Source organism: Maritalea myrionectae (assembly GCF_003433515.1).
Taxonomy (GTDB): Bacteria; Pseudomonadota; Alphaproteobacteria; order Rhizobiales; family Devosiaceae; genus Maritalea; species Maritalea myrionectae.
The window spans coordinates 1,519,060-1,539,665 of the sequence record NZ_CP021330.1 but is presented as its reverse complement, the minus strand read 5'-3'; the positions used below and the strand labels follow the sequence as shown (position 1 = coordinate 1,539,665).

The 20,606-nt window shown below is 53.7% G+C and carries 15 protein-coding genes; 6 read left to right on the top strand and 9 right to left on the bottom strand.

Annotation, left to right across the window (positions count from 1 at the left end):
- Positions 1-257 precede the first annotated feature (257 nt).
- Both MXMO3_RS07540 and MXMO3_RS07535 read left to right on the top strand, forming a co-directional pair.
- Positions 258-1,703, top strand: a complete 1,446-nt coding sequence (locus MXMO3_RS07540; RefSeq protein ID WP_117395464.1) for a YcjX family GTP-binding protein — start codon at positions 258-260, stop codon at positions 1,701-1,703.
- Positions 1,700-2,722, top strand: a complete 1,023-nt coding sequence (locus MXMO3_RS07535; RefSeq protein ID WP_117395463.1) for a YcjF family protein — start codon at positions 1,700-1,702, stop codon at positions 2,720-2,722. The genes MXMO3_RS07540 and MXMO3_RS07535 overlap by 4 nt, the downstream gene beginning before the upstream one ends.
- On the opposite strand, the gene MXMO3_RS07530 is transcribed toward MXMO3_RS07535, so the two are convergent.
- A complete protein-coding gene (locus MXMO3_RS07530; protein WP_117395462.1) occupies positions 2,719-3,411 on the bottom strand; it encodes a DUF899 domain-containing protein in 693 nt (230 codons plus the stop codon). The two genes, MXMO3_RS07535 and MXMO3_RS07530, sit on opposite strands and share 4 nt — an antisense overlap.
- A gap of 67 nt (positions 3,412-3,478) precedes the next feature.
- On the opposite strand from MXMO3_RS07530, the gene MXMO3_RS07525 reads away from it, so the two are divergent.
- The 3 genes from MXMO3_RS07525 (at position 3,479) to MXMO3_RS07515 (ending at position 6,983) form a co-directional block, all read left to right on the top strand.
- Entirely contained in the window at positions 3,479-4,735 is a 1,257-nt protein-coding gene (locus MXMO3_RS07525; protein WP_205468099.1) for an MFS transporter, read from the top strand.
- Between the two features lie 89 nt (positions 4,736-4,824).
- Positions 4,825-5,814, top strand: coding sequence for a hypothetical protein (locus MXMO3_RS07520; RefSeq protein ID WP_117395461.1), 990 nt, complete (start codon positions 4,825-4,827; stop codon positions 5,812-5,814).
- A complete protein-coding gene (locus MXMO3_RS07515) occupies positions 5,811-6,983 on the top strand; it encodes a hypothetical protein (protein WP_162889175.1) in 1,173 nt (390 codons plus the stop codon). Before MXMO3_RS07520 ends, MXMO3_RS07515 begins: the two co-directional genes overlap by 4 nt.
- A 1,288-nt stretch (positions 6,984-8,271) precedes the next feature.
- Here MXMO3_RS07515 and MXMO3_RS07505 read toward each other — a convergent pair.
- The 8 genes from MXMO3_RS07505 to MXMO3_RS07470 form a co-directional block, all read right to left on the bottom strand.
- On the bottom strand, positions 8,272-8,604 hold the full coding sequence (locus MXMO3_RS07505) for a 2Fe-2S iron-sulfur cluster-binding protein (protein ID WP_117395458.1): 333 nt from the start codon (positions 8,602-8,604) through the stop codon (positions 8,272-8,274).
- Positions 8,604-9,632 carry an NAD(P)/FAD-dependent oxidoreductase gene (locus MXMO3_RS07500; protein ID WP_117395457.1) on the bottom strand — a complete coding sequence of 343 codons (1,029 nt, stop codon included), beginning with the start codon at positions 9,630-9,632 and terminating at the stop codon, positions 8,604-8,606. The genes MXMO3_RS07505 and MXMO3_RS07500 overlap by 1 nt, the downstream gene beginning before the upstream one ends.
- Positions 9,633-9,709: 77 nt before the next feature.
- Positions 9,710-10,990: a phosphoadenylyl-sulfate reductase gene (locus MXMO3_RS18650; protein WP_162889174.1), complete on the bottom strand. Its 1,281-nt coding sequence runs from the start codon at positions 10,988-10,990 to the stop codon at positions 9,710-9,712.
- Positions 10,983-12,626 carry a nitrite/sulfite reductase gene (locus MXMO3_RS07490; protein ID WP_117395456.1) on the bottom strand — a complete coding sequence of 548 codons (1,644 nt, stop codon included), beginning with the start codon at positions 12,624-12,626 and terminating at the stop codon, positions 10,983-10,985. Before MXMO3_RS07490 ends, MXMO3_RS18650 begins: the two co-directional genes overlap by 8 nt.
- Positions 12,613-12,918: a DUF2849 domain-containing protein gene (locus MXMO3_RS07485; RefSeq protein ID WP_117395455.1), complete on the bottom strand. Its 306-nt coding sequence runs from the start codon at positions 12,916-12,918 to the stop codon at positions 12,613-12,615. Before MXMO3_RS07485 ends, MXMO3_RS07490 begins: the two co-directional genes overlap by 14 nt.
- An 8-nt stretch (positions 12,919-12,926) precedes the next feature.
- Positions 12,927-14,321 (bottom strand): siroheme synthase CysG, encoded by a 1,395-nt coding sequence (gene cysG, locus MXMO3_RS07480; protein WP_117396751.1) that lies wholly within the window; start codon positions 14,319-14,321, stop codon positions 12,927-12,929.
- A 219-nt stretch (positions 14,322-14,540) separates the two neighbouring features.
- Complete coding sequence (locus tag MXMO3_RS07475) at positions 14,541-14,861, bottom strand: 2Fe-2S iron-sulfur cluster-binding protein (protein ID WP_027834381.1); 321 nt, start codon at positions 14,859-14,861, stop codon at positions 14,541-14,543.
- 84 nt (positions 14,862-14,945) lie between these two features.
- Positions 14,946-15,329, bottom strand: coding sequence for a hypothetical protein (locus tag MXMO3_RS07470; RefSeq protein WP_162889173.1), 384 nt, complete (start codon positions 15,327-15,329; stop codon positions 14,946-14,948).
- Positions 15,330-15,673: 344 nt separating this feature from the next.
- Here MXMO3_RS07470 and MXMO3_RS07465 point away from each other — a divergent pair, with 344 nt between their 5' ends.
- A complete protein-coding gene (locus MXMO3_RS07465; protein WP_117395453.1) occupies positions 15,674-20,536 on the top strand; it encodes an apolipoprotein A-IV repeat region-like domain-containing protein in 4,863 nt (1,620 codons plus the stop codon).
- The last annotated feature ends 70 nt before the right edge of the window (positions 20,537-20,606 follow it).

Here is a 20,606-nt window from a genome sequence, read left to right as displayed (position 1 = left end):
TCGAATGTCGTTGGTCGCTGACTTAACGACGCGGCATCGAATATAAAACCCAAATGCATTGCGTGAATTAAAGCAGATTTAGCACTCCAAACCCGGAGCAGCGACGCCTTGGTGTTCTGCCAACCATGGCCGATGCTAGCGCAAACATTGGCGCGAAACAAGTGAATCAAATCACGAAGCTTTACGCCCAACCCCTTGCCCCATAAAATAAAATCCCTACCTTAAGGGGGAGCATTTGAGTTGAGGAATCCTGCCTGATGGCCAATTGGACCGATGAGACCCGCATCGCCCTGGATAATATGCGCGACAGCGTCACCGGCCTGTTTGTGCCCACCATTCGGTTGGGGGTCACGGGCCTGTCCCGCGCGGGCAAAACCGTGTTCATCACCTCCATGATTCAAAATCTGATCGAGGGCGACAATCTCTCCTTGTTCGGGCCACTGGCTGAAGGGCGGCTGATTGGCGCGCAGCTGAGCCCGCACCCAAACGCCGCCATGCCGCGCTTTGCTTATGAGGAGCACTTGAAAGCCCTCAAGGGTGAAGATCGCCACTGGCCGCAATCCACCCGGCAGATTTCGCAGGTGCGGCTGACGCTCAAATTCCAGCCCGACCATTGGGCCACCGCTTGGGCGGGTCCGCGCGAAGTGCATCTGGATATTGTCGATTATCCCGGCGAGTGGCTGCTCGATTTGCCCCTACTCGACAAAAACTATCGCGAATGGTCGGACGATGCGTTGCAAAAGGCACACGCCCCCGCCCGCGCCAATATCGCCGAGGAATGGCTGAACCTCACTTTGAAGGCAGATGCCACCGCCCCGCTGGATGAAGAGCTGGCCACACGCCTCTCTAACGCCTTTAAAGCCTATTTGCAGTCCTGCCGCGCCGACGAACATGCCTTAAGCGCCCTGCCGCCCGGTCGCTTCCTGATGCCCGGCGATATGGAAGGCTCCCCCGCCCTCACCTTTGCGCCGTTGCCCGCGCCGGACGCCACGCCGAAAAGCGACAGCCTTTATGCACAAATGGAGCGCCGCTATGAGGCCTATAAAAACATCGTCGTGCGCCCCTTCTTCCGCGATCATTTCGCGCGGCTGGACCGTCAGATCATTCTGGTCGACGCCCTCACCGCGCTCAATGCCGGCAGCGATGCAGTGACGGATTTGGAAAAGGCCCTCGGCGAAATTCTGACCTGTTTTAAAACCGGCAACAATCCGCTGTGGACCCGCTTTTTCTCCACCCATATCGACAAGATCCTCTTCGCCGCCACCAAGGCAGATCATATGCCCCACACCAATCATGATCGGTTGGGCGAGGTACTCGGCCTGCTGGTCAAAGGCGCGCGCCAACGCGCCCATTATCAGGGGGCCGAAACCCAATCCATGGCCCTCGCCGCCATCCGCGCCACCCATGAGGGGGAAGTGGAGCATGAAGGCAAAATGCTCAAAACCATCATCGGCACGCCGCAAAAAGGTGAAAGCCTGGGCGATAAAACCTACGATGGCAACAGCGAAATCGCCCTATATCCCGGCAACTTACCGGAAAACCCGGACTCAATTTTTGAGGATGAGCAAAGCTATAAGGGCAAGCTGAAATTCCTCCGCTTCCGCCCGCCCGTGCTCGACAATGCCACCCGACAAAAATCCGGCCTGCCCCATATCCGGCTGGACCGCGCGCTCGATTTCCTCTTGGGAGATAAATTGCAATGACCGATCCGTTCGCCGTCGATCTCTCCCCCAAGGACGAGAAGAAAAAGCCCGAAACAGACGAGATTGGCCCGCTGGCCTTTGAGGTCGATCAGGCCATCAATGTCAGCACCGAGATTGAGCCGGAGGCAGATCTCGCCACCGCGCCAAAACGTTCCTTTTGGCCGCGCCTGTTCTGGGGAAGCCTCAGCCTGCTGATCACCCTCGGCATCGGCCTGGCGCTCGAGCGGCTGGTGCGCGATCTGTTCAGCGCTTATCCGGCCCTCGGCTATGTCGGCCTCGGCCTTGTCGCGCTGATGGTGGTCGCCCTGTTGGGCCTCATCATCCGCGAATTTCTCGGCCTCCGCCGCCTCAAAACCCTCGCCAAGCTGAAGCACGAGGCCAGCGCCGCCCACAGTGGCAAAAACCTGCCCGAGGCGCAAAAGGCGGTGGAGCAACTCCGCGCCCTTTATGACGGCAACCCAGCCATGGCCCGGCAATTGGCCGAGTTTGACCGCCACGCAAAAGACATTCTGGATGGCGACCAATTGCTGGAATTTGCCGAGCGCACCCTGCTCGTCCCGCTCGACGAAAAGGCCAAGGCCATCATCGCCAATTCCGCCCAGCGCATTTCGCTGGTCACTGCGGTCAGCCCCCGCGCCTTTTTTGACATTATGTTCGTGCTCTATGAAGCCGCGCGCCTCACCCGCCGCATTGCCCAGCTCTATGGCGCCCGCCCTTCCTTTTTCGGCTTTATTGAAATGTCAAAATCGGTGATGGCCCATCTGGCGCTCACCGGCGGCATTGCCTTGGGCGACAGCGTGGTGCAGCAATTGCTGGGCCACGGCCTCGCCGCCCGCCTGTCCGCCAAGCTGGGTGAAGGGGTGATCAATGGGTTGATGACCGTGCGCGTCGGCATCGCCGCCATCGCCGTGATCCGCCCGCTGCCCTATATGCTAAAAAAAGGCCCCGCGGTCAGCGATTTCCTCCCCGCCCTCACCCGGCTGGCGAAAGATCAGGATCAAACGGAAAACGCGTCCTAAGCGCCATATTCATCCCGTCGGCGCACCCACGCCATCGTATAATCCAACTCGGCTTCGTCACGCCCCTTTGGCGCCATATCGAGATAGGCATAAACGCTGTTCACCGGCTCAACGCCACGGCCAAATGTTGAATAGGTGTGGTAGATGCCCGCATCATCTTTGTAAAAAGCACTAATCCCCGGCCGCTCGCCCACGAGGTCAGGTGCCGGACGATAATTATATTGCTTATCCGGCTGCGCTTCCTCAAACGACACGCCAAAATCAAAGTTAAACGGGCTGCTGGCCGCAGAGACCCAATCGAAACGCCATCCCATCCGCTTTCGATAAGCCTGCAACCGATCCAACGGCCCGCGCGACACCACTTTGAACGCCACATTGCGCGCCGCAAAATGCGCGTCATTGCCATCAAAGCTATCGGCCCAAAAGGAACAACTCGGGCAACCGGCTTCCCAGTCCGGCCCATACATAAAATGATAGATCAACAACTGATCATGCGGCCCAAACAAATCCTCTAATCGCTCCGGTCCCCGCACCGTTTCAAACGCATAATCCTGATCCAGTTTGACGAAGGGCAGTTTGCGCCGTGCTGCCGCAACCTCATCCTGAAGCCGCATCAGCTCTTTCTCCCGCGCCAATAATTCTTGCCGCGCCTTCAACCATTCCTGGCGTTCCACAACTCGCTTGTCCATAAGACGTCCTCCGACCTAAGTGTGCATACCTTATAGGTCGCTTGGCAAATCGCAATTTCGACACAAGGTGACGACTTTTGCGCTTGACTGGTTGGACCAGTCCGCCTACTCCAAATCAATGAGCATCTTTGTCAAGCATCGCGCCTTTTTGCGCTCGCCCTATTTTATGCTGATCCTCATGGCCATCGCCATGCAGTTCAGTTTTGCCGCATGGCAAAATTTCCTCAACAATTTCGCCCACGACAAGGCCGCCTTCACCGGCGCCAATATGGGCCTGTTGCAATCCATTCGGGAAATTCCAGGCTTTCTCGCCTTCACCGCGGTGTTTGTGCTGCTCTTGCTACGCGAGCAAACCTTTGCCCTGATCTCGCTCGCCCTCTTGGGGTTAGGCGTTGCCGTCACGGGCTATTTCCCGACGTTAACGGGCCTTTTGATCACCACCTTCATCATGTCCGTGGGCTTTCATTATTATGAGACGATGAACCAGTCTTTGCAGCTGCAATGGTTGCCCAAGGCAACCGCGCCACGCCAATTGGGCGTTATTCTCGCGGTGGGCTCATTCGGGCAATTGATGGTGTTCGGCCTGATCATCTGGCTCTATCAATGGGCCAAACTGCCATATACGGCCTTGTTCGCCATTTTCGGCGGCCTCACGCTGGCGCTGGTGGCCTTTATGGTCTTTTGGTTCCCGCAGTTTAAGGAAGACGTGCCGCAGATCAAAAAGATCGTGTTGCGCAAACGCTATTGGCTTTATTACGCGCTCACCTTCATGTCCGGCGCTCGCCGCCAAATCTTTGTGGTGTTCGCCGCTTGGATGATGGTGGAAAAATTCGGCTTTGAGGTGCACGAGGTCTCCATCCTCTTCCTCATCAATGTGGCGTTCAACATGTATTTCGCGCCCAAAATCGGCGCCGCCATCATCCGCTTTGGCGAACGCACCGCCCTCACCATTGAATATATCGGCCTGATTTTGGTGTTCACCGCCTATGCGTTCGTTAATGACCCAATCCTCGGCGCCAGCCTTTATGTGATCGACCATTTCTTCTTCGCGCTGGCGATTGCGCTGAAAACCTATTTCCAAAAAATCGCCGACCCCCGCGACATGGCCCCCACCGCCTCCGTCGCCTTCACCATCAACCACATCGCCGCCGTGGTTATCCCTGTGGTGTTTGGTCTTATCTGGATCACCAACCCTGCGGCGGTGTTCCTGGCTGGTGCGGGATTTGCGTTTATTTCGTTGTTGTTGGCCCGGCTGATCCCGCGCCATCCGATGGAGGGGCGTGAGACAGTTTTGGAGAAGAAAGCGGTTGTTGTTGGGGAGTGAGCTAAAGTTTTCGCCTACCTTCCCTATTTATCCACCTTAAATTACATTAGTATCCAATTATTATTGTAAAGTATAATTGGATACTGAGAATGCCCGATTTGGCCAAAGAAGACTTAAAGCAACTTGTGAGATCGATTGTAATATCACAAGGGAACCGGTTCATCAAAGAATTGCTTCGAGAGCATGAAATCAAAATTGGAACCAAAAAGGATGATTTTCTTGAGAATCTGTTCTCCGCAATAGATAGAGAGCATTTAACTCAAGACATGCTGGAAGCTTGGTTATCCGAAGTTGAGGGCTGGGGAAATCAACACATATATTTTCTAGAAAGACCGGATATCGACCCAGATAACGTTCTAGAGCTAATCGAGAATTCCGAGTATTCAGGCCTGATAAACAAGTCCGACTTGGTAGATTTCCCTGACGAGCTAGAGTTAACTTCAATTCAATATGATGCAGATTCCGTAACGTTTAGCTGGCACAAGGGCATCAATTACAGAAGCCGAGCTCAATCTAAAGACTATTCGGAAGAGATAGATGGCGACACCTACGAGTTTCAAGCTTATCTCGTAAGGTCAAAAAGAACCGTTTTGAGGTTCGAATGGAATTTTCGAAAACCTTACTCAACTCTATTCATTCAGCTACCCAATTCAGATTCAAATCATGAAAATGCAATAAGCATAGTAATGGAAACTTTGAGAGAACTGAACTTTGTCGAGAACGAGTTAGCAAAGATTCCTCTAAGCACATCAGTTCATGGGTTCCGAGAAAGGCCAAATGAAATCACATCAAAAGCCAACAGACTCCACGCAGAAGGGGGGTATGCCGATCTGGTTACACAACTTCCAGAAGGGGGAATTGAAAGCGTTGAAGCGATACGGAATCTCGCCCGTGCTGTCGGTCGAGAGGATTTCCCCAATGCCGACGGAAAATTTAGACTAAGCAATAAAGTTCATGAAGATCTAAGTTGTCCCTTGACCCTAGAAATAATTGGGCGAGAAAGCAGAGTTCGCATTTGGGTTCAATGCAAACGCCGTGATGTATATTTGTTAAACGACTTAATCTGGGAGCATTGTTGACAACGATGGATTGGGATTCGTTAAAGGAGAAGCATTCCAAGGCCCTAGTCGATGCGGTACAAGAAAGAATAATCAAAGGCACTTCGCGCGAAATCGAAACAGGTGCATTTACCGATGCAGGCTTCGAAATTCGAAAAGTTATGGCGCTATTCCGTGAACTGCACCAGTTAGGGGTGGTAAAGCAAGAAATCTTGCTTTCTTGCCCCGCACCCAATTGTGGCAATCCCATCGACTACGACGTTAATGCGAATCCTGAATGCAGCAATTGCGGGCTCAATTTTGAAGAGTCCGGCGAAAGACCGACAGAGGTAGTCAAGCACTTTGTCCTAGGTCAGTTGAGTCGGGATGTACCCTGGCTTATTGCTCTTCATGGCTTTAATACTCTTGGCGAGTGGCACAGAGACTTCGGGTGGCTGGTAAGTAATAAGATCAAATACCATGTGCCAATCTTGATGTATCAATATCCAATGTCACGCCACGGCGTCATGATACGTTCTTGGCACGTCAAGCTTGCAGTTGAACTCGGGAATAGTATTCGAAAAGCCATGAAGCACGCTAAATCAAACGGAATCACTGAGGCTCCAGATATAGTTGCGCACAGTTTTGGAAGTTTGGTTTTAGTAACATTGTTAGATCATCCGATGTTCAATGATCTTCGCTTTGGTCGAATAATCCTAGCTGGCGGTGTGGTCCCTCCAAACTACAATTTTTCGAAACATATCAAGTCTGGGAAATGTGAAGCAGTGCTAAATCATTGTAGCTCCAAAGACTTAGCAATGACAGTAGCACCATGGCTCATACCAGCGTCCGGGCCATCTGGAAAAGTGGGAATACAAGGTGATGGCGTTGTGAACGTCAGGGAGAGTGAATATGGACATGGCACCTACTTTGAGGAAGGTACATTAAGAAAGAATTTGGCGTCAGGCGGGACTTGGGACCAATTTTTGCGTCTACCGACCACTTATCTTCACATGGTTGATGGATATTTCTCACCAAACGCGGACAAATGGCCGCCTTTTTGGCTCCCTTTCACTTCGGTTGTGCGCGGAGTTCTCATAGTATTTCCAATTATTGCCCTGACTCTATTTTTAATCGACAAAGTTATGAAAATATGGGGAGCAATTGATCACATCTTCGGGTTCTCAAAAAAAACATCACAAAGAGAGTAGAGTGACCCCAAATCCACAATCAGAAATTGTGAACCCAAAATACGCTCGACGAACATTTATCGCGTTCCAATAGATGCAACTCACTGAAAATAGGTCGTATTTCAGAGCAAATCACGCGAGAAACTATGTCATCGTGCTCAACCCGCCCCACAAACTTATCCCCGCCCCCAAAACCCGTGGTAAAATGGCGCCATCTTCTGCCCCACGCGGTTGTTGACGGACAACGGGGTATATCTGTTTCCCTGTCGCGCAGTCGGCAGGATGCCGAGCATCGGCACAAGCAAAGCGATCGCATACCCCTTCTGCCGGGCCAGCCTGTCCGGCGAAAGGACAGGAAATGCGGCCGTAGCGACCGCTATCGGCCCTCCAATTGGCGGGGGTGCCGGGGTAGTGAGCGTAGCGAACGACGGCGGCGCGTAAAAATGCCGGGGGTGCCCGGCAGCCACGCGGCGTAAGCGCGTAAACTGCGAGCGCAGCGACCGGCGGCGGCAATAAACAGACGAACGGAGAAGCGGTTGGTGGGTCGGACGCGACGCACCGCGCCTTCGATTTGATTTCGCCCGACACCGAGGGCGGGCCGTCCGGTGCAACGCATCGGGGCGGCCGGGACTATTGGGTCAGCACCCCGCATAATCAGGCCAAAACGCGAAAAACGCCGCTGGCGCGAGACGTGAACGGTCTCAATTCTCTGCGCAACCACGAGCCCCGAAACGTCTCGTGCCCCGCAAACCTTGTCCCCTGAATGCATGCCGCATGTCAGGCGCTTTGGTGTGTCTGCGCGAATGTGGGCGGGAAGCGGCAATGAAAAACCATTAACGTGCTGGCAAGGCACATCCGCCCCACTACGTCATTGCAAGACTTGATCTTGCAATCCATTTGAGTTGTCAGCTTGTAAGAGCACCAAAGGCAAAAACGCCACCACTTCAGCAAGCGGACAAGTGAAATGGACCCCAAGATCAAGTCTTGGGGTGACGGCTGAGAGTGTGGCTTGTGGCGCGGAAAGCATTGACGCGTGGCACCAGTCGGCGGGGATGCCGGGGACGGGAACGAAGTGACCGGTGGCGGCGCGTAATAATGCCGGGGATGCCGAGCCAGCCCGTCCGGCGTGAGGGCAGAAAAGTGCGAGCGCAGCGACCGGTGGCGACGCATAAAAAAGCCCCATAAGCGCAAACGCCAGGGGCACCTAAACAAGGCTTGGGCGGCCCAGCCCGGCGCACTTTTGCGCCGCGCCCGCGCAGGTTAGCTGGCCGGTGCAAGGCACCGACCAGCGCTCAACCGTGAGCGAGAATCATGCAACCTCGGCGTCGGGCTTTGCGCTCGGCGCCAGAGACACTTTTAATCCATCGAGCTCTTCGCTCATCAGAATTTGGCAGGAAAGACGAGAATTGTCCTTCACATCAGGCACCATGTCGAGCATATCCTCCTCCTCGTCCGAGGCGGCGTGGAGTTTGTCCTGCCAGTCGGGATCAACAAACACATGGCAAGTTGCACAGGCACATGCGCCACCGCATTCGGCTTTGATGGGCAAGCCCCAATCGCGGATCACTTCCATGACGCGCCAGCCGTCCAGCGCTTCCAGCTCATGTTCCTTGCCATTATGGTCGGTGACGTAAATATGCATTATTTCACCCCAAGCTTTTTCTGCAGTTTGGTGGATGAGGTTGTGTATTGGAACACAACTTTTTCATCCGGGTGGATGATCTTCTTGGCCGCCTGCGCCATCAGCGCCGCTTCATGGAAGCCCGACAAAATCAGCTTCAACTTACCCGGATAATAATTGATGTCACCAATCGCAAAAATGCCCTTTTCCGACGTGGCGAACTTTTCCGTGTCCACCTTGATCAGGTTTTCATGCAGATTGAGGCCCCAATTGGCCACAGGACCAAGCTTCATGGTCAGGCCAAAGAACGGCATCAAACGGGTCGCCGGCAAGCTTTTTTCGCCGTCAGCATTTTTGATGTTCACCGCGCTGATCTGGCCATTTTCACCTTCAAGCGAAGCGATTTGGCCCAGCTCAAAGTTGATTTTGCCTTCGTCCACCAAGGCGCGCATTTTGTTCACGCTGTCGGTGTGGGCGCGGAAGCTATCGCGACGGTGCACCAGCGTCAGGCTTTTGGCCAAAGGCGCAAGGTTCAAGGTCCAATCCAGCGCACTGTCGCCGCCGCCAACAATCACGATGTCATGATCGCGGAAATCATCCATTTTGCGCACGGCATAGAAAACAGACTGGTTTTCAAACGCTTCAATGTTCGGCACAGGCGGGCGCTTTGGCTGGAACGAACCACCACCAGCAGCAACCACCACAACCTTACAACGGAAGGTTTCGCCCGCATCAGTTTTCACGATGAAGTCGCCATTATCCTGACGCTCAATCTCATTGACCATGCGGTTATAATGGTAGGTCGGGCCAAATGGCTCGGCCTGCTTCAACAAATTATCGGTCAGCTCTTGCCCGGAAATTTCGGGAAAGGCTGGAATGTCATAGATCGGCTTTTCCGGATAAAGCTCAGCGCATTGGCCGCCTGGCTTGTCCAGAATGTCAATCAAATGGCATTTGATGTCCAGAAGGCCCAGTTCAAACACCGCAAAAAGTCCAACAGGACCCGCACCGACAATCACCACATCGGTGACGATCTCTTGTTCGCTCATTTATTCACTCACTTCGTGTCTTATTCCAGGCGCTGGACCGCCTGCGGTTTAAAGGGTGCTGGACCACCCCAAAAAGATTATTTCACCCGCCGCAAGAAAGGGCGTGTGCCCGCGGGCACCTCAATGTCGCGGCCTGTGGGCTGCATAAACACCGAAACACCTGCAATGGCATCGTTTTCTAGTGCGTTTCGCGTTGGTCCGTCAACAACCACCAGGCTGTCAAAGCCGCACCGGCGCAAAAACTGCACCTGGTCGGTCAATATGTCGCCCCGGGCGCGCAGTTCGCCCTCAAAGCCATATCGCTCGCGCAACAGGCGGGCAGAGGAATATCCCCGACCATCAGCGAATTTGGGAAACTCAACCGCAATCGCTGCAAAGCGATGCACATCGTCCCCAATTTCATGCACATCATCGCCGGGCTGTACAATCAGGCCAAGCGCCCCATTATTGCCCGCCAAACGATCTTTGTGCTCAATATATAAGGAAAACGGCATAAAGACATGATCAAGATCAATCAACGCTTCATCTTCCGCAAGATCACGCCATTGATCTTCAACAAATTGACCGTCCTTAAAAAGCGTCTTCATGCTCTGTCCCTTGGCCTGCGGCTTTGCGATTTTGCCGCTCACATCAAAATGAATTCCACATTCGGTTTTGTCGCGCCCGCGCCAGCGACCGGAACGAGGGTCCTCCCCCTCCTTCACCATCGAGGTACACGGCGCACAACCGATAGACAAATAGCCCACATTAAACAAGGGATGTGGCGGCAAATCATGCTCGGCGCGATAGGCTTTCACATCCTCAAAATCCCAATAGGCCAACGGGTTGACCTTGATGCGCTCATCGCTGGTCAATTCAAAATGCGGCAGCACCCCGCGATCATTGGTTTGAAAGCGTTTGCGCCCGGTCACCCAGCCGCCATAGGCCTTTAATGCCGCATCCAATGGCTCGGTTTTGCGAATGTGGCAGCAGCTATCAGGATCGGTTTGCCAAAGGTCGCCCTTAGGGTCGAACCGCGCCAAATCGCTGGTGTCTGGCTCCAAAAAGCGCACATTGGTCAGGCCCAAGCGCTGCTTCATAGTCTCGACATACTCAAGCGTTTCGGGGAAATGCTTTCCCGTCTCCAAAAACAGCACTTCCTGATGCGGATTGATCTGCGCCACCATATGCAGCAGCACAGAAGAATCTGCGCCGAAAGAAGAGACCATCGCGATGGGGTGCGACGTCAATTCTTCCAGCGCAAAGCGCAACACGCTCAGCGCGTCACGCTCATCGAACATGCCATTCAAGGCCACCAATTGAAGGTCGCTCAGGCGTTCCTTGGGCACAAAGGCTTGCGCGGCGTTGGCATTAGCCATAAAGCGCCTCCTTGAATGGGGCTTCGCCCAAACGGCGGAATGCATCGAGGAAGGGCTCATCGGCATTTTCGCGCTGATCCATATATACGTTCAACAGCTTTTCAAGCGCGTCAGGCACTTCATCACCGGTCACACCGCGGCCCAGAATATTTCCAACAGCGGCCTGCTCGGTAGCATCGCCACCCACCGTGATCTGATAAAGCTCAGTGCCTTTTTTCTCCACGCCAAGAATACCGATGTGGCCCACATGGTGGTGACCACAAGCGTTGATGCAGCCGGAAATTTTGACTTTCAGCTCACCAAATTCGTTTTCACGATCCGCGAAACGCTTGGCAATATCCTGCGCAATCGGAATAGAGCGGGCATTGGCCAAGGCACAATAATCAAGCCCCGGGCACGCGATGATGTCAGAAATCAAGCCAGCATTGCCCTCGGCCAAGCCGATTTCAACCAAACGCTCATAAATGGCGCGCACGTCGGACTTTTTCACATGCGGCAGCACCAAGTTCTGCTCATGGCTGACACGCAGTTCGTCAAAGCTATAATCGCGTGCCAATTCGGCAATGGCATCCATTTGCGCGTCGCTGGCGTCACCCGGCACCTCGCCCACCGATTTCAACGAAATGGTGATGGAGGTGTAGCCCGGCTGGCGGTGCTTAAACAGGTTGCGCTTCAAGAACTTCGCATATTGCGCATTCTCCAAGGCATGCTGCTCCGCATCCAACACATCATCAGCATCAGCGGCGAATGGCGGGGCGGCGAAATAGGTTGAAATCCGGTCCAGCTCGTCCTGCGGTAGGGTCAAAACCCCGTCCTTGAGTTGCGCAAACTCGGCTTCAACTTCCTCACGGATTTGCTCAATGCCGGTTTCGTGCACCAAAATCTTGATCCGCGCCTTATATTTGTTATCGCGACGACCATGCAGATTGTAAACCCGCAAAATCGCTTCCAGATAGGCCAGCAAATCTTCGTGCGGTACAAAATCATTGATTTCCTTGGCGACCATCGGCGTCCGGCCCAAACCGCCACCCACAAAGACGCGCCAGCCAACCTGACCGTCCTTCTCATTGGCCATCAAGCCAATATCATGGAATTTCACTGCGGCACGGTCCTGCGGCGCGCCAGTGATGGCGATTTTAAACTTGCGCGGCAGGAATGAAAATTCCGGGTGCAAGCTCGACCATTGGCGAATGATCTCAGCCACAGGGCGCGGATCGATAATCTCGTCATGGGCTGCCCCAGCAAACTGGTCAGTCGTCACATTACGAATGCAGTTGCCCGAAGTTTGAATAGCGTGCATTTCGACTTCCGCCAATTCCTCGAGAATTTTCGGCACATCCTGCAGTTTCGGCCAGTTATATTGGATATTCTGCCGCGTGGTGAAGTGGCCATAGCCACGATCATAGGTGCGGGCAATATGCGCCAATTTATGCATTTGGCGCGAGTTCAGCGTGCCATAAGGCACCGCAACCCGCAACATATAGGCGTGCAATTGCAGATAAAGACCATTCATCAAACGCAACGGGCGGAACTGATCTTCAGTCAATTCACCTGCCACACGACGCTTTACCTGATCTGAAAACTGGGCAGTACGCTCGCGCACAAAGGCGGCGTCAAATTCATCATAGCGATACATAGTCAGCCTCACTCAAATGCTGGCGGCCATAGGTGCCGACGGTTGGGCCATTGGCGCGAATTTGTTCGCGCAGGCGGTTGGTTTGCACCAATTGATTGTCGTGCTTTTCAACCGGAATAGCTTCAAGGCTAACCACCTTGTCCTTTTTGGCTGCAGCCGCCAAAAGCTCATCAACTTCCGGCGCTTTATCGTCAAAAATCTGCGCTTGCTGCAAATCCATGCCCCAGCGATCTTCGCCGTAAAAATATACGACGGCGCCGGACAAAAGCTCATTGCCTGTAATTACTTTCATTGCCCCACCTATGCCACTTGCAATGTTTGAGGCAGTTGCGCCTCAAACTGTTGCCAATTGCCACTGGCAATCGCTTCACCAATGAAAACGATCGCCGGCCCTTCGGCCAATTGTTCTTTTAATTGTTCCGCGCCCGCCAAAGTGCCCAAATGACGGGTGCTGTTTTCACGGCCCGCATTGACCACAACACCCACCGGGGTTGAGCCTGCCAAACCGTGGGCAATCAAATCATTGGCCACATCTGCCAAGATCGACTTGCCCATATAAATGCCCAATGAAATGCCGGACTTTGCCAGGCTCGCCCAATGGGTCACCACTTGACCGTCAGCGCCATGGGCTGTTGCAAACACGATGCCTGAAGAAACATTGCGCAATGTAACAGCGGTTTCGCTGTCAGCCGCCGCAGCCAAAGCCGAGGTAATGCCTGGCACAATGTCGAAATCCACATTGTTGGCCCGCAAATGCGCAATTTCCTCGCCTGCCCGACCAAAGATCATCGGATCGCCAGACTTCAACCGCACCACACGTTTGCCCTGCTTGGCCAAATCGACCAGCATCTGATTGATGCGCTTTTGGGTGAAGGAGTGACGGCCTTTGGCTTTACCAACAGCAATGCGCTCCGCATCACGACGGCCCATCTCCACAATGGCGTCTGGCACCAATTGATCATGCACGATGACATCAGCGCTTTGCAGCACACGCTGAGCGCGAAGCGTCAGCAAATCTTCTGCCCCCGGGCCTGCGCCCACCAAATGTACAAAGCCATCGCCCTCGGCACGCGCTTGCATTAGCCAATCCGCAAACATGTGCGCATCTTGGTCCTCATCATCAGCGACCAAACGTTCAAACTTCGGCGATGCCAGCAGATCCTGATAGAATTTGCGTCGTTGGTCGCCTGAATGAATGGTGCGCTCAACCTTGTGGCGCAACCCACCTGTAAATTTCACGATTTTCCCCAAAGACAGTGGCAACAAGGCCTCGATTTTGGCCCGCACCATCCGCGCCATAACTGGTGCTTCACCTTCCGATGAAATCGCAACGGACAATGGCGCCCGGTCCACAATGGCAGGGGTATAAAAATCGCACTCATCAGGCTTATCGACCACATTGAGCGGAATGCGATGCGCTTTGGCGGCGGCCTTGGCCAAATCCGCGTCTGGTCCTTCATCACCTGAAAAAACCATCGCCGCACCGTCAAGAATCGCATCGGTGAAAGGCTGTTCCAAAACAGTGACGTCCAAACCGCTAAAATCGGCAAAGATTTTACGTGCAACCACAATGGTGTGGGCATCGGTTTTCGCCGCCAAGCGGGCCTTTGCCAACGCTTCGGGGCCACCACCGGCAATCACTATTTTTTTGCCCCGCACCTTCATCGATACTGGGAAAATGCCAAGTTTGGTCATCATCGTGCCTCGCTTATTTCTTCCCTTAAAATAAATGAGGCATGATCTATTGCCAAGCTACTGAAATAAAATAGCTTTTTTATTTCCCCTTTCGCAGGAAAAAGGAGAAAAGACAACCCAAAAAGAAAGGGGCGGTGAGCATTTAAAACTCAAAATCCGCCCCATTTATAGAATTTTTGCGCCAAATGACGATTTTAGGAATGAAATTCCAAACCAGACTTATGCTTGGTTTTCCGGAACATGGACGACCAGGCCATCCATTTCGTCACTCACCTTGATCTGACATGACAGGCGGCTACGGTCATTCACGTCAAAAGCAAAATCCAACATGTCTTCTTCCATCATGGATGGTCCGCCCGTTACGCTCACCCACTCAGGGTCCACATAAACGTGGCAGGTGGCGCAAGTGCACGCGCCGCCGCATTCCGCAACAATACCCGGCACCGCATTGCGAATGGCGTTTTCCATGACAGTCGAGCCATTTTCCGCCTCAACTTCATGCTTGGTGCCATTGGCTTCAACATATGTGATTTTTGCCATGAACATTATCCCTTATCTCTGATCAGCCGCCATATAGCGCTCTCACGCGTTCATGACAACCTCAATGGGGCGAGATAAGTGCGGCTATTCGCCTAAGATATCGTCGATAAACTGGAGTGTGTAGGCCACAGACTGGGCAAGCTGATCATATATCTTGTCAATTTGCCCCCGCTCCTCGCGCAAATCAATCTCAGCCGCACCGCTTAACTCGGCAATGGCCCCGGCACCAACACCCAACGAAGCAGACCGCATTGAATGCAAGGCAATCGTAAGGTTTGGCAACAGGCGGGCTTTGGCCCAATCTGGCTCGAATTTGCGCAATTGCGTCCGATAGAGCTGCAAGATTTCGCTCTCGAGGTTTTTGTTGCCCATGGTCTGCCGTGCTAAAAACGCCAGATCGATTGCACGTCGCGGCGACTTCGCCATTGGGTCCACTAATGTGCCATGATCAAATGCTAACTCAGCCACGGACTTTAACTCCTCGCAAACTAAACTATCCACAACATATCAAACAAGGTTGAATCAAGCTTTAAAGCCTGTAAGTTGCCGATTGGCATAAACATTTTAAATTGTTGGCACTCTTGCGCGTTAACTAATTTTTAATAAAAATGTCTCGATCACCTTCATTTGGTGTATAAAGGCATGATACCAACGTTCGGCGGCGTTGGGTACTGTGGCCCAAAATGCATTATTGTTTTAATGCTTTACCAAGTTCCGGAGGACGCTCCGGCTGTGTTATTTTGCACAAAACTTGCCTCAGCTCACCCTAAAGTTCGCCGGGCATTGTGCGGACGCAAAAGGTAGTATTGAGTATGGCAAAGAACAAAAACTCTTCAAATGATCCAGCCACACTGGCTTTTTCAGCGGTGGAAAGCGCACTGGAGTCCCAATCAGATTCTGATGTAAAATCCAGCAAGGCACCTAAGCTGGATAAACCCAAGGCAGATGAAAAGAACAGCCGGGGCAGACGCACCAGCGAAAGTCGTTCGCGTTCAGCTGAGCGCATCGCCAGTCGTGCCGCCTCTGTTGCCAATGATGATCGGTCGTCCGCCGCCGGCATCCTTTATTCCATGCAGTCCAAGCCCTCTTCCGTGCCATACTGGTTGGCGGCTTTGGCATCAGTATGCTGGATCGCGATTATCGGCACGCTTGGCTATATGCGTTTTGGCGCAGATCTGGCCAACACCCAATTCGCAACACTCGCTCAATCGCCGGACTTTGCCGGTTTTTCCGCACTTCTATTGATCCCGGTTCTCGCGTTTTTTGCCATCGCGATGATTGTGCGACGCGCCCAGGATTTGCGCCTGGCCGCATCATCCATGACCCAAGCGGCCCTGCGCCTCACCGAGCCTGAATCAACAGCCACGGCACAGATCACAACTGTGGGCCAAGCCGTGCGCCGCGAAGTCAACGCCATTGGCGACGGGCTGGAACGCGCTCTGTCGCGCGCTGGCGAACTTGAGGTGATGGTGCACAATGAAGTGAACTCACTTGAACGCACCTATGCCGACAATGAATTGCGCATGCGCTCCCTCATCGAAGAACTGGCCAATCAGCGCAATGCGGTGGTGACCAATTCTGAACGCGTCCGCGAGGCAATTTCAGACGTACACTCCGGCTTTTCCCAGCAATTGGACGAAGTTGGCAGCGCCGTTGTGGACAAATTGCGCACAACGGGCGGCGACATCACCCAGTCCATAGCAGGACAAGGCGATCAGCTCACCAATGCGCTTAAGGAACAAAGCGACCGTTTCGAAAACACGATCGAGAACCGCCGCACGGATTTGGTGACATCGCTCGATGACAGCACCGAAAAGCTGAATATTGTCGTGGATGAGCGCACAGCCGCCATGGCGTCAGCATTGGCTGAACAAAGCGCTCAGTTTGACCAAACATTGGCCAATCGCGCCGATCAACTGGCCGACAAGGTGGCGGCACGCACCGAACAGCTCGACAGCACGCTATCGGCGCACAGTGACAATTTTGACCAAACTCTCGCCATGCGCGCGGACGAATTGTCCGAAAAAGTATCCTTGCGCACGCAAGAGCTTGGCGCCACGCTTTCAGAGCAAAACGAGCGCTTCGACAAAACCTTGGTGGAACGCACCGAGCAGCTCTCAAGCGAAGTGGCAGACCGCACTGCCCGCCTCAACCAGGTTTTGAGCGCCCGCGCCACCAACTTCAGCGAAACTTTGGATTCCAAGCGCGACGAGCTGGACAATCTGCTGAACGAACGTACCACTTATATGATGGACGCGTTTGGCGAGCGTCACACCAATTTGGCCCAAACCATTGAGGATCGCACCAACGCCCTCAACGACGTGTTGGCACGCGGCGCAAGCGGCTTTACAGAAAATGTCGACGACCGCATTGCCCGCCTCACCCAATCATTGGAAGATGGTACATCAGAGTTCTCCAGCATCATTGAAGAACGCACCAACCAGCTTTCAGGCGTGTTGCGCGCTTCAAGTGAATCTGTGCTGGTCGACCTCAACCTGCGCGGCGAAGAAATCGCCACCAACATGGAAAATGTTGGCTCCAACCTGGCGTCCAAGATTTTGCAAAATGCAGAATACGCCCAGCGCACCTTGGCTGACTTTGGCTCTGGCGTGGATGAGAGCATCTCAATCCAGACCAATAATTTGGAAAGCGCAGTTCAGTCTGCACTGCTGCAATTGGGTGGCACATTGGACGAACGTGCCAATGATGCCCGCGAATTGTTGGCCAACGCCGGTCAGGACACCATTTCACAATTGACCAGCCGCGTGGATGAAGTTGCTGTTATTCTGGACAGCCGCCTCCACTCCATGGACGAGATCATGAGTGAAAAGGGCGAACGCTTGATCACCACGCTCAATGAAAATGAGCAAGGGTTCAAACAGCACGCACAATCGCTTGAAAGCACAATCAATCAGCGTACATCTGAGTTCAACACTGTGCTGCAAACCAGCGCTGCAGACCTTGATGCGACCATGAAAAACCGCACCAAAGAGTTGGGTTCAACCTTTGAAAAATCCGGTCAACTCTTCCGCGAAAGCATTGATGAGAGCTTGCGCGATGTGAATGACACAATGGAATCACGTTCCAACCACGTGTCACAAATGATCGAAGAGCAAGTGGCCCGCGTAAACGACAATTTGGGCAACCAAATTGATGCGGCCATCGCGCGCTTGTCTGATGCTGAAACTGGTGTCGCTGGTAAAGTGACCGACGCGGTTTCCAACATCGAAGCCAGCACCGAAACCCTAGCGGGTCGTGTGGAGAATGCAGTCAGCAGCTCTACTGGCTTGTTCGAAAAAGCAACAAGCGATCTGGACCAAACCATCGGCAGCCGCCTCTCCGCGACAGAGCAACGCCTGGCCGCTGCAGCCAACAATATTTCCACATCCATGCAGGATCGCGCCCAGGAAGCGGAAGAGCGCATCACAGCGGCGACACAAAGCCTGTCAGATGCGATGGAAGCCCGTGCACGCGGCGCAGAAGAGCGCATCACTGGCGCGACCGAAAGCCTTTCAAGCTCAATCGAATCCCGTGTGGCCGAGAGCGAAGAGCGCATGTCCATGTCAACCGAGCATCTGTCGCGCACCATTGATGACAAATTGGGTACCCTGCCCGATGCCATCGCACAGCGGGCAAATGAGACAGCAACTCGCTTGAGTGAAATGAACACCGCGTTCACAAGCAGCTTCGATCAAGCGCTTGAGAATGTGGATGCCGGCGCCAACAAGATTGTGGCGGCACTGGACGAGAAACTCTCTGGTCTCACCACGGACATTTCGTCCGATGTGGAACGCACCGCATCGCGCATGGATCTGGTGATCCGTGGCGCTATGGAGCAATTGCGCACCGCATCCAGCACAATGGAAGAGCTTGTGTCCGTTCGGGCGGTGAACACCGCAGAAGAACTCAGCGACAAGGCCCGCGCCATGAACCAAGTGGTGGCAGTGCAGTCCGATACCTTGTCAAAACTGATCGACAAGAAAACCACGGACATCGAAGAGCGCCTGGCCAACCAGCAAAACCTTTTGCGCAGTGCATTGGAGCAAAATGCCCGCGGCGCCGAAGAAATCATGGCTTACTCAACATCACGTATCGAAGAAGATGTTACCCAAGCCCTGTCCAAGCTCAACGATTCAAACATGCTGCTGCAACAAGTGTTGGAAACATCAACCAACAATTTGGCCTCTCTCGAAGATGGCGTGGCCAAGCACACAGCACGCTACTCAGACGCGGTGCGCGAAGCATTGGCGGGCACAGACGATGCAGGCCGCTTGATGGGCGAACATGTGAACGCGCTTCAAAGCACTATTCACGGCTTGCTCGAAGAGGTAGGCGAAATCAAGCATGTGCTTGAAGGGCAAACCTCTGGCTTCACCTCTGCAGCCAAAGAGCTTACAGACGCCTCTATTGTTACAGTGGACACCATTGAAGGTGGCCGCACAGCAATGGATGCTCTGGTGGCTGGGTTCACAAGACGCGCTGAAGAGATTGACGCCCGCTTGCGCACCTTTGCAAAATCGCTGTCAGATACTGTTGCTGAAACCGAAAACCGCATTTCAGAAACGCAAGACACGCTCACGCAAACGGTCAGCAATGCATCCCAAGCTGTCTCCACAAATCTTCGCGATATGACAGAGACTGCTGGCGTAGAGAGCCAACGGGCCACAACAGCCCTGCAACAGGCACAAAAATCTTTGATCGACGAAATGCAGCAATCTATCCAGGCTGCGGTAGAACGGTTCAACGATACATCATCAGCCATGCGCGTAACCGCAAAAGAGCTGAGCGAAGAGTTGAGTTCAACACGCTCAGAGTTGCAACGTGGCGTGATGGAATTGCCAGAAGAAACCAAAGCCAGCGCGGCCAAGATGCGCCAGGTTGTGGCCGAGCAAATCGAAGCGCTTGAAGAGCTCAATAAGATTGTCAACGCACAGCCCGCCGCGCCACGCCAAACGGCGTCTATGGCACCGGCTGCGCCAACAATTGAGCAACGCCCCGCCCCACGGGCCGAGGCACCTTCACAACCGCGCCCTGCGCCACAGGCTGCGCCAAAACGCGAAGAACAGCCAGCGGCCCCTGCATCAAGAGCTCCGCTTGCCCCTCAACCGCAAGCACCAAAGGCGGAACAAAGCTATGAGGATGATATTTCCTCTGAGCAATTGGCTGCCTTGCTGGAAAAGCAGATTGAGGAGCAGGATGCACGCGCCGCAGAAGCGGAACGCAAGCGTGCCGCACAGCCAGCGCCAAGCGCATCGCAAGATGATGAGCAAGGCAGCTGGGTACGTAGCCTTTTGCGCAACGCGTCTGCCAATCAGCAGGCCAGCAGCGCACGTCGCGGCGGCAACCTGAAAAACCTGACCGCTGAGATGGTTGAAGCTGTTGACCACAAAACGCTGGTCGATGCATGGCGTCGCTACCAGAATGGTGAGAGCGGTGTGTTCTCCCGTCGCCTTTATACCCTGCCCGGACAAAGCATTTTTGATGATGTGCGCAAAGCATTGAAGCAAGATCAAGAATTTGCGGGCACGGCAAAAGACTTTATGGGCGAGTTCGAGCAATTGCTCCGTGATGCCGCCAGCGGCGCTGACCCTGTGCGCGACACACAAGCCTTGCTCACCTCAGACCGCGGCAAGATTTATACAATGCTGGCTCATGCCCAAGGGCGTTTGAACTAAGCAAAGAATAACGATCTAAAACAAAACGGCGCCCCTTTGGGCGCCGTTTTTCATTGCGGTGATCAAATAT